We start from the raw sequence: 15,408 nt of genomic DNA on the forward strand, positions 1-15,408 counted from the left end.
CATTTCCCCGGACAGGACCACCTTTGCCGCCGAGACCTTGAACTGCCTGTCGTATCGCTTTCTTCTTTGGGTCATCTTGAACACCTTTCGCTCTTAACTAGGTGTCCAATTCATCATACCCACTCCACAGTCCGGACCGCCCCGCGGTCCAACTTTCTGTCCGCACCCCCGTCACAGCGAAAATGACCCCAAAAGATAAAAAGCGCCCGTCGGCGGTGGTGCCGGCGGGCGCTGCTGTGCGATATGTCGCGTTGTGGGCTTAGTGCCTCATAAAGTGGTACTCAATCACATTGCTGTAGGGGTGACCCAGGCCCACAATGCCCTGCGGGAACAGCGGCTGGTGCGGCGTGTCGGGGTACATCTCGGCCTCGAGGGCAAAGCCGGCGCCCCAGCCATAGTTAGCATCGTCCTTGGCGTGCTCGTCGCCCAGCCAGTTGCCGGTGTAGAGCTGCACGCCCGGGGCGGTGGTGTAGTAGTCCAGCTCACGGCCGGTCCACATCTCCTCAACATGCAGGGCGCGACGCAGGTTGCGCCCGTACTGATAGCCATCGATGCACAGGCAGTGATCGTAGCCACGGGCTTGCTTAATCTGCGGGTCGTCGGCCTCCATGCCGGGTGCGACGGGGCGCAGCTCGCGGAAGTCAAACGGTGTTCCCTCGACCGGAGCAATCTCGCCGGTGGGGATGTTCTGCTCGTTAATGGGCAGGTAGTGAGCAGCGTTAGCAACAAAGAAGTGCTCACAGTCCATGCCGGCGTTATGACCGGCAAGGTTAAAGTACGTGTGGTTGGTCATGGACACGTAGGTGGCGCGGTCGCTCTCGCAGCCATACTCGATGCGAAAGACGCCGGTGCGTGTAACGGTAAACACGGCCGTAAAGGTGCGGTTGCCGGGAAGGCCCAGTTCGCCATCCTCAAGCGAGGTGGTCATGCGCACGGCGTTATGGGCCTCGTCGAGCTCAACGTCCCACACGCGTTTATGCAGACCGTGCTCAAGATCGCTGTGCAGGTTGTTGGCGCCCTCGTTGGCGGGCATATGCCAGTCCGTGCCGTCGATGGTAATCGTGGCGCCCGCGGTGCGGTTGGCCACGGGGCCGATGGTCGCGCCAAAGCAGGCGGGGTTGTCAAAGTAATCCTCGAGCTTATCGAAGCCCAGCACCACATCGCGCACGTTGCCGGGAATGTCGGGCACATCGATACCCAGCACGGTGGCGCCATAGTCCATAATGCGAACGCAGATCTCGGGCCCGTTGAGGGTGTAACGATGAACGGGGGTACCGCACGGCGCGGTGCCGAAAAGCTCGGAAGTGATCATTTGGTTCCTAACATCGAGGTATTTCGGACAAACTGTAGCGCGAACAGGCGAGATTATCACTACACCCCACTAAAGCAGGGGGTATTTTTCTCAAAAAAGTGATGATTGGAGCTGTGCGGGCGTTCATTTTTGACGTGCACGAGTCTGATACAATTTGTTCGTTACTGTTTGAATGATATGCGCGCAAAGAACGGCGAGGATTCATCGTGATTAAGGCAGAGCGACAGGACAAGGTTCGGCAGCTGCTCGAAGAGCAGGGCACGGTCTCGGTCAAGGAGATTTCGGATGCACTGGGCGTCTCGGATATGACGATCCGTCGCGATCTTGAGGAGCTTGCGAGCCTGGGCGAGATCGAGCGCGTGCACGGCGGAGCCCGCAGTGCACAGGGCCGTCCCCACGCTATGCTGCGCCACGAGTACTCGCACAGCGAAAAGCGCACCAAGCATGCCGAGGAAAAGCTGCAGATCGCGCGCCGTGCTGTGGAGCTTATCGAGGAGGGCTCGACCATCTTTTTGGGTACGGGCACTACGGTTGAGCAGATGGCCTCGATGCTGCCGGCGTTTCGCCTGCGTATCGTGACCAATTCGCTTTCGGTGTTTAACCTGCTCGAGGCACGCGAAGACTGCGACCTGTGCCTCGTGGGCGGTATGTACCGTCGCCGCACCGCCGCTTTTGTGGGACCAACGGCCGAGGATACCTTGCGTGCGCTGGGCATCGACGCGGCGTTTATCGGTGCCAACGGCATTCTGGATGGCGACGTATCTACGTCCAACATGGACGAGGGCCGTATCCAGCAGCTCGCCTTTAGCAAGGCCGACTCGCGCTATCTGATCGCCGACTCCAGCAAGATCGGCAAGCGCGACTTCTACACCTTCTGCCGCCTGGACAATTTGGACGCCGTGGTGTGCGAGCCGGGTATTGCCGCCGAGGATCGCGCCGCCATCGAGGAGCACACGCAGATCATTTGCTAGCTAACGCAGCAGGCGATACTTCTGCCCCCTGCCGGCGCGGGGATTATCGCTTCACAATGACGCGTAAATAACTTTGGGCAACAAGGATGAGGCTATTCTGGGATATGACTAGACTCCGTATTTCGTCTTTATGTCCCTTGAGAATGAATCGTAGTCTTCATAGAGCCCCTCTCTGCTTTCATCCTCGGCGTGGTTTACACGTTCAAGGAGCTTATCCTTTGGAGCCACTTTTGTTATTGCGGCCTCGCTATCGGGTATTGTGGATTGCAAGAATAGTTCTAGAGCATGGACGTCTTTGAGTATGTAGCCCGTCGAACGACCCGCTCCTGTTTTTTCGATTGCGCTGCAACTAACAAGCTGACCGAGGGTTCGTTTAACGGTAACCTCGCTGATATCGGGGCAGTTGGATCGGATGTCGGATTTCTTAATGACGCCGGGTCTCTGTTGAAATAGAACGGCGATGCGCGCTTGCTTCGACATGGGACGAGTGCTTGATTCAATTAGGGTACGCTGCTCGAGCTGTCGGTAGGCGGCCAGGGTTGTTCCGAGCATGAAACGGATAAAGGGTGCTTCGGTGTTTTGATTTTCATTCCATCCAATGGAGCTTGCAGCGAGGGCGTTGTAGTAGAGCGCCTTGTTGTCTTCAATAAGTCGTTCGATGCTGATGTAACGCGCAACGTCGTATCCAGTCTTTTCGAGTAGCAGCGTTGTAAGGAGCCGGCTCATCCTGCCATTGCCATCGTTGAAGGGATGAATGCTGACAAAATCGAAGATGAAGCGGAATGATATAAGGAGGGGGTCGCAAACTTGACGAGATAAGGCGTCGTTGAGGGACCGACAGGCTTCTTCGATAAGTCCGGGGGTTGCTAGGGCCGAAGGCGGCCTAAAGCGCACAAATCGATTGCCTTGATCGTCGATGGAGATGATTTCGTTATCGCTATCTTTCCAATGGCCCCCATACGAGATTGCTGTGTGTACCATGAGGTCACGATGCAACTGCAAAATGACCGATGGCGTTACGGGAATGAAATCGTGCTGCTCGTGAATAAGCGACAGCGCATCTCGGTATCCAGCGATTTCTTCCTCTGCGCGGGAGCTTGGCTTGGCGGAATACGCCATGATTGCTTTGAGTCTTTTTTGGGTGGTAACAATTCCTTCAAGTCCGTTGGAGGATTGGGTGCTTTGGATCTTAGCTTCCTCCATAAGTGACGATAGAAGTTCGGGTTTGACTTGACTCAGAGCAAGCTGTCGGCCTTTATGCTCGCGTATCGAGAGGAGGAGGTTGGTGATTGGAGTTGCTTCGAGTTCCGCTGGGACTGTGGTGTAATCGAACTGGCGCATGCGGCTCCTTTCGGTATCACGAACATACTTTCGGTATCATAATACCATTAAATGATACCGAAAGTATGTTCGTGATACCGAAAACTAGAAACCATGCTTCATAACTGCTTGGAAAGTTCGGATTTGACTATCTTATTGTCTTGATCTGTAACAGGTAGACGGTCGAAAGTGGGCTACGTGTTACAGATTTAGATATTTCTGCTCGGGCGTTCTGTTTGTCTCGATCTGTAACATTTAAGACCGAAAATCCCAGTTAGATGTTACAGATTGAGATGAACGGCCTGTTCGGGCCGAGCCAAAACAAAAAAGACCGCATGCGAACCCGTGGAGGGATTCGCATGCGGCCGACAGGGGGTATGCGGCAAAAGTTAGGCCATAAGCAGGCCGGTCTCCGCGACGTTCTTGTACCAGTACGCGCTCGCCTTGGGATAGCGCTTCTGGGTCTCAAAGTCGATGTAGAACAGGCCATAACGCTTGTTGTAGCCGTTGGTCCAGGAGAACTGGTCCTGCAGCGACCACACAAAGTAACCGTCGACGTTTACGCCGCCGTCGATTGCCTTGAGGATCCACGCGAGATGCTGACGCATGTAGTCGATACGAGGGGCGTCATCGATAAAGCCATCCTCGAAGTCGTCCTTATAGCCCATGCCGTTCTCGGTGATGTAGATCTTCTTGTAGTTGGGGTAATCGTTCTTAATGCGCAGCAGCAGGTCGTACAGGCCCTCGGGATAGATGATCCAGTCCCAATCGGTGGTGGGTACGCCTTCGCGCACGCACGACTCGCCCACGCCCTTGAGGAACCAGCGCGAGGAGCCCTTGTCGCCGGTGCCATTGTGGTTGATGTCGTTTTCGCCCTCGGCGGCACGCAGGAACTGGCACTTGTAGGTGTTGACGCCCAGGCAATCGTTGTAGGGGAGCGCGGCGGTCAGCGCGGCGATGTCCTCGTCGCGGACGTCGAGCTCGCCGCCGGCGATATGGGCCAGCTTGGTTGCGGCTTCCATGGTGTCGGCTGCATAGTGGCCGCGGAAGGTGGCGTCGAGCACCCAGCGGTTGTTGATGACGTCGGCCATGCGGGCGGCCTCGCAGTCGGCAGCGCTGTTGGGATCGAGGGGATACTTGGGCTCCAGGTTCTGGACAATGCCGATCTCGCCCTCAAAGCCGCCCTCATGGAAGGCGACGACAGCCTTGGCGTGGGCCACCATCATGTTGTGCATAAGCTGGAAGGCCTTGTCCAGGCGATACTTCTCGCCGTGCGGCCAGTTGCCGACGATAAAGCTGCCCTCGGCGGTCGCGGGAATCTCGTTAAAGGTAAACCAGTGCTTGACCTCGGTGAACTCGGCAAAGCAGAACTTGGCGTACTCGACAAAGGCGTCGATCGTCGTGCGCGTCAGGAAGCCCTCGCCGCCGTTCTGGTAGAAGACCTCGGGCGTATCGAAGTGATCGAGCGTGACATAGGGGATAACGCCGGCTTTGTTGCAGGTGGCGAAAAGCTCGTGATAGAAAGAGACGCCCTCGGGGTTAATCTCACCAGTGCCGTTGGGGAAGATGCGGCTCCAAGCGATGGAGACGCGAATGCCGTTGATGCCGAAGCGCTGGCACAGGTCGATATCGACCGGATACTTGTTGTAGAAATCGCTTGCGGGGTCGGGGGAGAAGCGACCCTGAGCAGCCAGGAAATCGTCCCAGGGCACTTTGCCCTTGCCGTGCGTGCGGGTCTCGCCCTCAACCTGGTAAGCGGCGGTGGCGCCGCCAAACACAAAGCCGTCGGGGAACTGCATGGGGTTGGTCATGAGTCATCCTTTCTGTGGGATACGAATAGGGAGAGGTGCCCAAACTGGGGGTCCGGGCACCAACAGAGGGAGGAACTAGTCGAGGTTCTCGCGGAGCCACTTGATGGCGCCAGCGGGGTCGCGGGTAAGGTCGATATATTCCTTGCCGCGCGGGGCGAGCAGCTTAATGCCCAGACGATCGGTGTCGGCCTTCATGTCGTTGTAGTAGCTACGAACCTGCGGGGCGAGCACGATGACGTCGTACTGATCCATGATGGCGGTGTGCTGGCCATAGGCGCCTGCGGAGGAAGCGATGTTCTCTCCGGTCTGCGCGGCACCTTCCTTGATGGCGTTGGCAAGCATGGCAGAGGTGCCGGCGCCGGCGCACAGGACGAGGACTTTCAGGCCGTCGACATCCTTCTTAGCGGATGCATCGGCAGCGGGCTCGGGCTGATCGGCGACAGGCTCGCTGTCGGCGGCGGCAGCGGTCGTCTCGACGGAAGCGGTCGTCTGCTCGACAGCGGGCGCAGAGGTGCTGGCGGCGATGGTGGCAGCACCATCGGACTCAAGACCCAGCTCGGCGGCGCGCTCGGCCTCCTGGTCGCAGAGCAGCTTATCGTATGCCTTCAAGAACGGCAGGTAGATGATGGCGTCCAGCAAGATGATGATCGCGACAAACACCAGGGCGATAAGCTGGAAGTTCGTGGTGATGAAGATGCCGATGGGAGCGGGGGTAGCCCAAGGCACCACGAAGGAGAAGCCGTTCATGCCCACGTTGTCGATAAAGAACTTGGCAACACTCACGTTGACGCAGCCGGCGGCAACAAAGGGGATGAGCATGTAGGGGTTAAGGATCATCGGCGCGCCAAAGAGCAGCGGCTCGTTGACAGCAAAGGCAACAGGAACAATCGAGGCCTTACCGACGGCTTTGAGCTGCTTGGACTTCATAAAGAGAATCAGCAGGAGCGGCACGATGAACGTGGCGCCGGTGCCGCCGAACTCACCCACGAGCGACATGTTAAAGGTGAGGGAGTGGGCGGGGTGGCCGCCTGCCAGCAGAACCTGCAGGTTCTCGGCCTGGTTGGCAAGACGGATGGGGTCGATGCCCGGCTGGACGATCGAGGGACCGTGGACGCCGATGAACCAGAAGAACGCGGTGGCTGCCTGGATAAGGATAAGGCCAGGATAGGTTTCTGCAGCGGTAAAGAGCGGGGAGAGCAGTTTGATAAGCAGCTCGGAGAACGGAACGCCCATGAGGTTGCGCACGACGACATCGATGATGCCGCAGATGATGACGGCACCGCCAAAGGGGATAATGTCGCGGAAGTTCTGAGCGATGGCGCCCGGGACCTCCTTGGGCAGCTTAATGGTCAGATCGCGCGAGACGCAGAATTTGTAGACCCACACGGTGATGAACGCGGCGATATAGGCCGAGAACAGACCGCGCGTGCCCATGCTGGTGCAGTCGAAGACCGAAAGCTCGGAGCCGTTGAACTTGGTGGTGAACTGCGTAACGGCGAGCAAAAGCATACTGCACTGGGCGGCCACCATGGTGGAGCCGTCGTTGAGCACCTTGCCGGCGGGCATGCGACGGTTCATGGAAGCCGTAAAGTTCTTGGCAGTGGTGCCGGCAACCATGATGCCCATGACGCCCATGGTGAAGTTGTACAGCTTGTTGCACCAGTCGATGAGCGGCTGGGGCAGCGTGATGCCGACTACGCCGGGAAGGGTGGCAATGAGCAGAAAGATCGAAGAGGTGAGGACGATGGGCATGCACCCAAGGAATCCGTCCTTGATGGCCTGGAGGTAGATGTTCCTCGAGATCTTCTCAAAGAACGGTTGATGCTTTTCGAGCATCTTTACGATGGCGTCCATAGAGCTCCTTTGCTGCTTAATGCGCGATGCATGTGGATGGAACTGGTCGTCGATGGATGGTCAGGACTGCCCGGAAACCTTCCTGCTTAAGGAAGGCATTGCGAAATGACAACGTTGTCATTTCGTTAATGACAACGTAAGACATTTTTGGAAGAGCAACAAGGATTTACGGGTGAGTGGTCGATATTGTCCGGTAAACGGTTGATTTATCAGTCAAGCAGGTAGTGTATGCTAGAACGCAAAAAACAAGTGATAGAGAACCGAGTGGAGAAGCAGTGGCAACGATGGACAAGAAAAATGTCTCGATGAACGATGTGGCGATTGCCGCGGGTGTTTCTCTCAAGACGGTTTCGCGTGTGATCAACGAGCCCGATAGCGTGCGAGAGTCGACACGCGATAAGGTTCATTCGGCCATGGAGGCGCTCGGGTTTCGAACCAACTTTGCCGCGCGTTCGCTCAAGTTAGGCCGTTACGGGTGCATCGGCGTCGTGCTGTTTCACTTGTCGGGCGGTGCCGTGGACATGATTGACGGTATCGCCGATGCCGCCGAAGAACGCGGCTTTGCGCTCACGATGATTAAAAAGCGGGCGGGGGAGAAGATGACCCTTGCCGATGCGGCGCGTAGGATGTCGCAGCTGCCTGTTGATGGCATGATCTTCAACCTGCGCCAGATGGTCGACGATTTCGATACGTTTGAGGCACCGAAAGACCTCAAGACGGTGATTATCACGCCGATGGAACATCCTACCTGCTCCACCGTCAGTGACGACCAAGAGGGCGGCGCGCGCATGGCGTGCGAGTACTTCTTGAATCACGGGCACAAGAACGTGTACTTCGTCTCTGGTAAGAAAGAGTCGTTGTCGAGCCAGTGCCGTATGAAAGGTTGGCGTGCGGCACTCGAGGCGCGTGGCATTGAGCCGCCCGAGCCTCTGCAAGGCGATTGGAATGCGGATAGTGGCTATGCCGCGGGCCTTGTGCTTGCCGATAAGCCCGATTGCACGGCGGTCCTCGCTGCTAACGACTGCATGGCAAACGGCGTGATGATGGCTCTACGTGACAAAGGGCTCAGTGTGCCCAATGATGTGTCCGTGATCGGCTTCGACGATGAGCTCTATAAGACGATTCCCAACTCGATTCTGACGTCGGTGAAGTTTCGCCACCGCGAGCTGGGCGTCCGTGCGCTCAATGAGGTCGTCGCGGGTCTGGAAGCTCCGAGCTCCAGAAGCCGTACGCTCGTCTCGGGCGTGTTGGTCGAGCGTTCCAGCGTAAAGGACTTGCGGGCGTAGACGTGCTCGGCCTATTCCGTTTGTCTCAATCTGTAACAGCTAGGACCCAAAAACTCGGCTAGATGTTACGGATCGAGATTTTTGGCCCGGCTTATTCCGTTTGTCTCGATCTGTAACAACTAGACGGTCAAAAGTGGTCTACATGTTACAGATTGAGATTTTCGGCTTGGCCTGTGCGTTCATCTCGATCTGTAACAGCTAGGACCGAAAAACTCGGCTAGATGTTACAGATTGAGATGAACAGGAGGACGGGTGCGGTCTAAACAAAATGGCCCGCGCATCACACATCGATGCACGGGCCATTTATTGTCTGCAAGCGGCAGGTGGTGTCAGCGTCTTATGCCTCGAGGTTTTCCTCGATCCAGGCGACGGCACCCTTGGGATCCTTAGTGAGGTCGATGTACTGTTTGCCCTTGGGCGACAGCAGCGTGATGCCCAGGCGGTCGGTGTCGGCCTTCATCTCGTTGTAATAGGTGCGAACCTGCGGAGCCAGGACGATGACGTTGTACTGGTCCATGATGGCGTAGTGGCTGCCGTAGGCACCGGCGTTGGCGGTAATGTCGATGCCCAGCTCGTCGGCGCCTTCCTTAAGCGCGTTGGCGAGCAGTGCAGAGGTGCCGGCGCCAGCGCACAGAACCAGAACCCTCAGATCCTTGCCCTTAAGGGCGGACGGAGCTGCGGAGGCCTCAGTGGCAGAAGCGGTCTCGACAACAGGAGCCTCAACGGCGGGGGCGGCAGCGGTCTTGACGGCCTTGGTCTCCTCGGCCTCTTCTTCGGCCAGGGTCTCGGCCTCCTGCTTGCACAGGACGTTGTCGTAGGCCTTGCAGAACGGGTAGTAGATTAAGAAGTCAACGACCAGCAGGACGACAACCAGGACCAGAGAGATCGGCTGGAAGTTGGTGTCGATGAAGGTACCGATCGGTCCGGGGAGTGCCCACGGCATGGCATAGATAAAGCCGTTCATGCCCAAAAAGTCGATGAAGAACTTACCAATGAGGACGTTGGCCACGGGGGCAAACAGGAACGGGATCAGGAAGTACGGGTTGAGGATGATGGGCGCGGCGAACAGCAGCGGTTCGTTGACGGCGAACATCACGGGTACGACAGAGGCTTTGCCGACGGCCTTGAGCTGCTTGGAGCGCATAAAGAGCAGGAAGATGATCGGGACAATGAACGTGGCGCCGGTGCCGCCGAGTTCGCCGATGTAGTTACCGAAGTTCTCGGTCAGGGCGAGGGCGGGGTGACCGCCGGCCTGCAGCGTGGCGAGGTTGGTGGTGATGTTGCCAAACAGCGCGGCGTTGAGGGCAGGCTTAACGACCGAGGGGCCGTGGATGCCCATGAACCAGAACAGCGGGATCATGAACCAGATGAGGGCGAGGCCGGCGTAGGAATCGGCAGCGGCGAACAGCGGGCTCACCAGCGTGGAGATGACGTTGGCAAACGGGACGGCCAAGCAGGTGCGGCAGATAACGTCGATGACGGCGACAAACAGGATGGAGAAGCTGAAGGCGAAGATGTCGCGGAAGTTCTGGGCGATGGCGCCGGGGACTTCTTTGGGCAGCTTGATGGTGATGTCTCGCTTAATGCAGAAGGCATAGATGTTGACCGTGGCAAATGCGGCGACAAAGGAGCTCAGTAGGCCCTTGGTGCCCATGTTGTCGGTAAAGAACACCGAGACATCGGCGCCGTCGATCTTGGCACTCGTCTGGGTAACGGCCAAGATGAGCATAGCGCACATGGCGGCGACCATGGTGCTCGTGGCGTTGATGGCCTTGCCGGCAGGCATGCGGCGGTTCTTGGAGCCGGTCAGCGCGCTTGCGGTGGTGCCGGCGACCATGATGCCCACGACGCCCATCGTGAAGTTGTAAACCTTGTTGCAGAAGTTCACGACGTCGACGTTCCACCAGTCGGGCAGCGTAAAGCCGCCGACCGTGGCGACAACGCCCGGCAGGGTCGAAATAAGCAGGAAGACAGAAGAAGACAGGATGATGGGCATTGCTGCCAAAAAGCCGTCTTTAATGGCCTGAAGGTAGATGTTCTTAGAGACCTTGTCGAAGTACGGCTGACCTTTCTCCAAGAACTTAACGATCGATTCCATAGTTCACGCTCCTCTTTGCATGAAATCTTAATGGCATGGACGTTGAAAACCTATATGGTCTCCCGCTTGCTAAAAGCCCGGGTGCAGGCGGGGTCGGTCCCAGGGGGAGAGAGGGGAGCGGCTGGGTTTGTATCGCATAGGGCCGCTCCCCTCTCGGGGGAAAGCGAGGCGATGCGCTACTGCGCGTCCGCCATGGTGTCGGCGAGCTCCTTGTACCAGAGTGCCGACTGCTTGATGTAGCGTTTTTGCGTGTCGAAGTCGATGTAGAACAGGCCGTAGCGCTTGTTATAGCCGTTGGCCCACGAGAACTGGTCCTGCAGGCTCCAGATAAAGTAGCCCTGGACGTCGACGCCCTCGGCGCGCGCCCGGAGCACCTTCTCCATGTGCTGGTCGACAAAGTCGATGCGCTCGGGATCGGCGACGATGCCGAGCGCATCGGGCTCGGGGTCCTTGTGGCCCAGGCCGTTTTCGGTGATATAGATGACGGGGAGGTTGGGATAGGTGGCGCTGATGTGCTTGAGCGTGTCGTAGAGGCCTTGCGGGTAGATGAGCCAATCCCAGTCGGTGGTGGGGATACCCGGCATATCGACCTGCTGCCCGACGCCCTTAAACTTAAAGCACGAGGTGCCCTTGTCTCCGGTGCCGTTAAAGCTGTTGGTGGACTCGCCATCGTAGGCGGCGATAAACGCCGACTGATAGTAGTTGAGGCCGAACATATCGTTGCGGGGCGCCGCCTTGGCGAGCTCCTCCATGTCGCTGTCCTCAACCGTAAGCGTGGCGTTGTTGGCACGCAGAATCTCGTTGATGAGTGAGAGGGTGCGCGCGGAGTAGTGACCCAGGAAGGCGCCGTCCATGATGAAGTCGGTGTAGAAGGCGTTGTACAGGTCGGCGGCGTGCTGGTCGGCGGGCGAGTCTGTGGCAGGATATGCCGGCGTCAGGACGTTGACCATGCCAATGCGTCCGCCCAGGTGCTCGGTCTCGTCAAGATCCTTATACAGGTTGACGGCGCGGGCGTGGGCAACGAGCTCGTTGTGCTGGCTCTGGATGCCGCTCGTCACATCAAAGTGATGGTTGGGCGGGAAGTTGCCTTGGATGTATTGGGAGTGCGAGAGGCTGATGAGCTCGTTGATGGTGAACCAATTCTTGACCTCGCGGAACTCGCGGAAGCAGAACTCGGCATAGCGCACATAGGCGTCGACGGTCTTGCGGTTGAGCCAGTCGCCCTGGTTGAACAGGGCGGCGGGGGAGTCAAAGTGATGCAGGGACACATAGGGCTCGACGCCATACTTTTTGCAGCAGGCGAACAGCTCGTGGTAGTGCTTAACGCCCTCGGCGAGGGGCTCGGCATCGTCGCCGTTGGGGAAGATGCGGGTCCAGGCGATGGACACACGGATGGCGTTGAGTCCATGCTCGGCAGAAAGGCGGATATCCTCCTCGTAGCGGTTGTAGAAATCACTGGCCGGGTCGGGCAAAAAGCGACCCTGGGCGACAAGGTAATCGTCCCACATGGTCTTACCCTTGCCTGCCACCTTCGTGGAACCTTCCGTTTGGTACGCGGCGGTTGCGGCGCCCCAAACAAAGCCCTTCGGCAGCTGCTGTACGCGGTTTAGCAAAGACATATGCATACACCCTCTCGTCTCGCTGTTCGATATTGTGCGTTTGCGCTCAGGAGGCTCCCTGGTTAGCGTTCAGCGGTGAAAAAGCCCGATAAACACTATCTTAAAATGATTAGAACCAAAATGAGCACGTGAACATTTGACAATGAGCACGTTAACATCCGGCTGGGATGTATAGAAACAAAACAACTTCAAACAGCCGCGAACGGTTGTATTTGTTCGGTAAGCGGTTTTGATTGACAGAAGTTTTCATGTTGTGGTATATGGCTCGGGTATCATGAGCACGTTATCGATGTATGTACGATGCGCCATGGGCGCGGGGAATAGTTGGGAAGCAGGTTAGCGTGGAAGGCATGGCTCAGCAGACAAGGAATGGTCATTCGGCGAGCGCGGCAGAGGTTGCGGCGCTCGCTGGCGTGAGCCGCCAGACTGTGTCTCGCGTGGTCAACGGTATGCCCAACGTGACGGAAAAGACGCGCAAGCGTGTGCTGGCCGCCATGGAAGAGCTGGGCTTTCGTCCCAATTTTGCTGGAGCGGCGTTGCGCGGCGGGTCGTATCGTTCTATTGGCCTGTGCATGTACAACATCACACGTGTCGGTAACCTGGCGACGCTCGAGGGTATCATGCAAGCGGCGCGCGAGCACGATTTTGCCGTCACTATGATCGAGATGGGCGGCGACAAGCCCTATACACTTGCCGATGCCTCGCGCCGCATGGTCGAGCGACCCGTCGACGGCATGATTCTCAACATGAACCGCATGGCTCCCGATTTTGAGGAGTTTGTTCCCCAGCCGGGAGTGCGAACGGTCATCCTGTCCATGTATGCGCATCCGCGCTGCACGACGATCGACTCCGACCAGTATGGTTCGTGCGAGCTGTTGACCGATTATCTGCTGGAACATGGTCACTCGAATATGCGGTTTGTGGCGGGTCCGGAAAACTCGATTTCCTCGCGTTTTCGTGAGGCCGGTTGGCGCGATACGCTGGGTCGTGCTCATGTCGATGCCGCTCCGATGCTGCGTGGCGATTGGAGTGCGGACAGTGGGTACGCCATGGGCGAGCGGATTGCGGCCGAGGTGCTTGCCGGCGGGTCGCAGGCGCCGACTGCCGTGCTTGCGGCAAATGACCAGATGGCGCTGGGCGTTATCGCCGCGCTCGAGAACGCGGGCCTGTCCGTGCCCGACGACGTGAGCGTGGTTGGTATCGACGACGCACTCGAGGGACTTGTTCCTCACAATCGACTGACGACGCTGCGATTTGATTTGCGCGGTGTCGGTAAGCTTGCGTTTGAGGCGGCGATTGGAGAGAGCTCGTCTATCGAGGCGATTCATGTGCCGAGTACGCTGGTCGAACGCTCGACTGTTAGGGACATACGGGGTTAGGTCCTACTCCGGTTGTCTCGATTTGTAACAGGTAGACGGTCAAAAGCGGGCTACGTGTTACAGATTTAGATTCTTCGGAAAGAGCAATCCTGTTCGTCTCAATCTGTAACAGCTAGGACCAAAAAACTCGGCTAGATGTTACAGATCGAGACAAACGGCTCCCGACCAGCCCAAAAACAAAAAGACCGGGGGCGGCGCGCCGTGTGACGTGCCGCCCCCGGCTGAGAAATGGGGACAGGTTGTGTGAGCGGGCAACCCCGCCAGCCACTAGTCCAGACGACGGGTCTGCGCCACGTGCTTGTACCAGTAGGCGCTTGCCTTGGGCGTGCGCTTCTGGGTTTCAAAGTCAACGTAAAAGAAGCCGTAACGCTTGTTGTAGCCATTGGTCCAGGAGAACTGATCCTGCAGGCTCCACAGGAAGTAGCCGCCCACGTTGACGCCCACCTCCATGGCCTTGAGCAGCCAACGCAGGTGCTGCTCGATGTAGTCGATGCGCGGCTGGTCGTCCACAAAACCGTCCTTGTAGGGGTCCTTGTAGCCCATGCCGTTCTCGGTGATGAAAATCTGCTTGTAGTTGGGGTAGCGCTGCTTAATGTAGACGAGCAGATCGAACAGGCCCTCGGGATAGATGATCCAGTCCCAGTCGGTGGTGGGGATGCCAGGCTTGTTCACATGCTCGCCAATACCCTTAACGCGCCAGCGGCCAGTGCCCTTCTCGCCCGTACCGTTGTGGTGCAGGTCGTTCTCGCCGTCGTAAGCCTTCAAGAAGCGGCACTGGTAGTTGTTAACGCCCAGGTAGTCGTTGTAGAGCGCGGCCTCGCGCATGATCTCGAGGTCCTCATCCGGGATCTCGATGGTGCCGCCCGAGACGGCAGCCAGGCGGTTAGCGCACTCGAGCGTATCGGGCGCATAGTCGCCGCGGAAGGTGGCGTCGAGCAAAAACTGGTTCTGCAGCACGTGCTCGTTGTTGGCGGCCTTGATGTCGGCGGGGTCGTTCTCGTTGAGCGGATACTTAAACTCCAGCGACTGAATGACGCCGATCTTGCCCTTAAAGCCGCCGTTGTGGAAGGCCAGCACGGCCTTGGCGTGGGCGAGCATCATGTTGTGCTCGCACTGGAAGGCCTCGGCCAGATGCGCCTTGACGCCACCGGGGAAGGTGCCCTCGATGTAGGTGTTGGAGGCGTCGGCCCAGATCTCGTTAAAGGTGAACCAGTAGGTCACCTGGTCGGCGTACTCCTTAAAGCAGAAGGTGGCAAAGTCCACAAAGGCGTCGATGGTCTCGCGGTTGAGGAAATCGCCCTTCTCAAAGAGGGGAAGCGGCGTGTCAAAGTGATGCAGCGTGACAAACGGCTCAACATGGTGCTTATGGCACTCGGCGAAGAGATTGTGATAGAACTGGACACCCTCGGGGTTGATTTCGCCGGTGCCGTTGGGGAAGATGCGGCTCCAGGCAATGGAGAGGCGAATGCCGTTGATGCCAAACTCCTCGCACAGCTCCAAATCGACGGGGTACTGGTTGTAGAAGTCCGAAGCGGGATCGGGGGAGAAGCGCCCCTGGGCCTCCAAGAAGTCGTCCCAGGCGACTTTGCCCTTACCGTGGGTGCGGGTCTCGCCCTCTACCTGGTAAGCAGCAGTGGCGCCGCCAAAGACAAAGCCCTCGGGAAACTGCGCGGGCGGGTTGGTGACGCTAGCAGGGTTAACGGACATGATGAAATATCCAATCGTCTAAATCGAAGGGCCAGCCGGCTGTTGATGGTC

10 protein-coding genes are annotated in these 15,408 nt (G+C 57.9%); 3 read left to right on the forward strand and 7 right to left on the reverse strand.

The features are described 5' to 3' along the window. Positions 1–259: 259 nt before the first annotated feature. Entirely contained in the window at positions 260–1,312 is a 1,053-nt protein-coding gene (locus AAAX59_RS07930; RefSeq protein WP_349071375.1) for an aldose epimerase family protein, read from the reverse strand. Positions 1,313–1,518: 206 nt separating this feature from the next. Here AAAX59_RS07930 and AAAX59_RS07935 point away from each other — a divergent pair, with 206 nt between their 5' ends. Further along, a complete protein-coding gene (locus AAAX59_RS07935) occupies positions 1,519–2,283 on the forward strand; it encodes a DeoR/GlpR family DNA-binding transcription regulator (protein ID WP_349071376.1) in 765 nt (254 codons plus the stop codon). A gap of 108 nt (positions 2,284–2,391) precedes the next feature. Here AAAX59_RS07935 and AAAX59_RS07940 read toward each other — a convergent pair whose 3' ends face one another. From AAAX59_RS07940 to AAAX59_RS07950, 3 genes are all read right to left on the reverse strand, one after another. Further along, positions 2,392–3,624: a Fic family protein gene (locus AAAX59_RS07940; protein WP_349071377.1), complete on the reverse strand. Its 1,233-nt coding sequence runs from the start codon at positions 3,622–3,624 to the stop codon at positions 2,392–2,394. A 368-nt stretch (positions 3,625–3,992) separates the two neighbouring features. Next, entirely contained in the window at positions 3,993–5,414 is a 1,422-nt protein-coding gene (lacG, locus tag AAAX59_RS07945; protein WP_349071378.1) for a 6-phospho-beta-galactosidase, read from the reverse strand. Between the two features lie 75 nt (positions 5,415–5,489). Next, complete coding sequence (locus AAAX59_RS07950) at positions 5,490–7,268, reverse strand: PTS lactose transporter subunit IIBC (RefSeq protein WP_349071379.1); 1,779 nt, start codon at positions 7,266–7,268, stop codon at positions 5,490–5,492. 284 nt (positions 7,269–7,552) lie between these two features. Between AAAX59_RS07950 and AAAX59_RS07955 the strand changes: the two genes are divergently transcribed. Further along, positions 7,553–8,554 (forward strand): LacI family DNA-binding transcriptional regulator, encoded by a 1,002-nt coding sequence (locus AAAX59_RS07955; RefSeq protein ID WP_349071380.1) that lies wholly within the window; start codon positions 7,553–7,555, stop codon positions 8,552–8,554. Between the two features lie 337 nt (positions 8,555–8,891). Here AAAX59_RS07955 and AAAX59_RS07960 read toward each other — a convergent pair whose 3' ends face one another. Together AAAX59_RS07960 and lacG (AAAX59_RS07965) are read right to left on the reverse strand one after the other, a co-directional pair. Beyond that, positions 8,892–10,652: a PTS lactose transporter subunit IIBC gene (locus AAAX59_RS07960; RefSeq protein WP_022094682.1), complete on the reverse strand. Its 1,761-nt coding sequence runs from the start codon at positions 10,650–10,652 to the stop codon at positions 8,892–8,894. A gap of 176 nt (positions 10,653–10,828) precedes the next feature. Beyond that, the gene (lacG, locus tag AAAX59_RS07965; RefSeq protein ID WP_349071381.1) at positions 10,829–12,277 is read right to left on the reverse strand and encodes a 6-phospho-beta-galactosidase; all 1,449 of its coding nucleotides are present in this window, start codon (positions 12,275–12,277) and stop codon (positions 10,829–10,831) included. A 344-nt stretch (positions 12,278–12,621) separates the two neighbouring features. Here lacG (AAAX59_RS07965) and AAAX59_RS07970 point away from each other — a divergent pair, with 344 nt between their 5' ends. After that, positions 12,622–13,650 (forward strand): substrate-binding domain-containing protein, encoded by a 1,029-nt coding sequence (locus AAAX59_RS07970; protein ID WP_349071390.1) that lies wholly within the window; start codon positions 12,622–12,624, stop codon positions 13,648–13,650. Positions 13,651–13,917: 267 nt separating this feature from the next. Here the strand turns inward: AAAX59_RS07970 and lacG (AAAX59_RS07975) are convergent, their stop codons facing one another. Beyond that, complete coding sequence (gene lacG / locus AAAX59_RS07975; RefSeq protein ID WP_349071382.1) at positions 13,918–15,357, reverse strand: 6-phospho-beta-galactosidase; 1,440 nt, start codon at positions 15,355–15,357, stop codon at positions 13,918–13,920. Positions 15,358–15,408: the final 51 nt, after the last annotated feature.

The organism is Collinsella sp. CLA-ER-H2 (assembly GCF_040092405.1).
Lineage (GTDB): Bacteria > Actinomycetota > Coriobacteriia > Coriobacteriales > Coriobacteriaceae > Collinsella.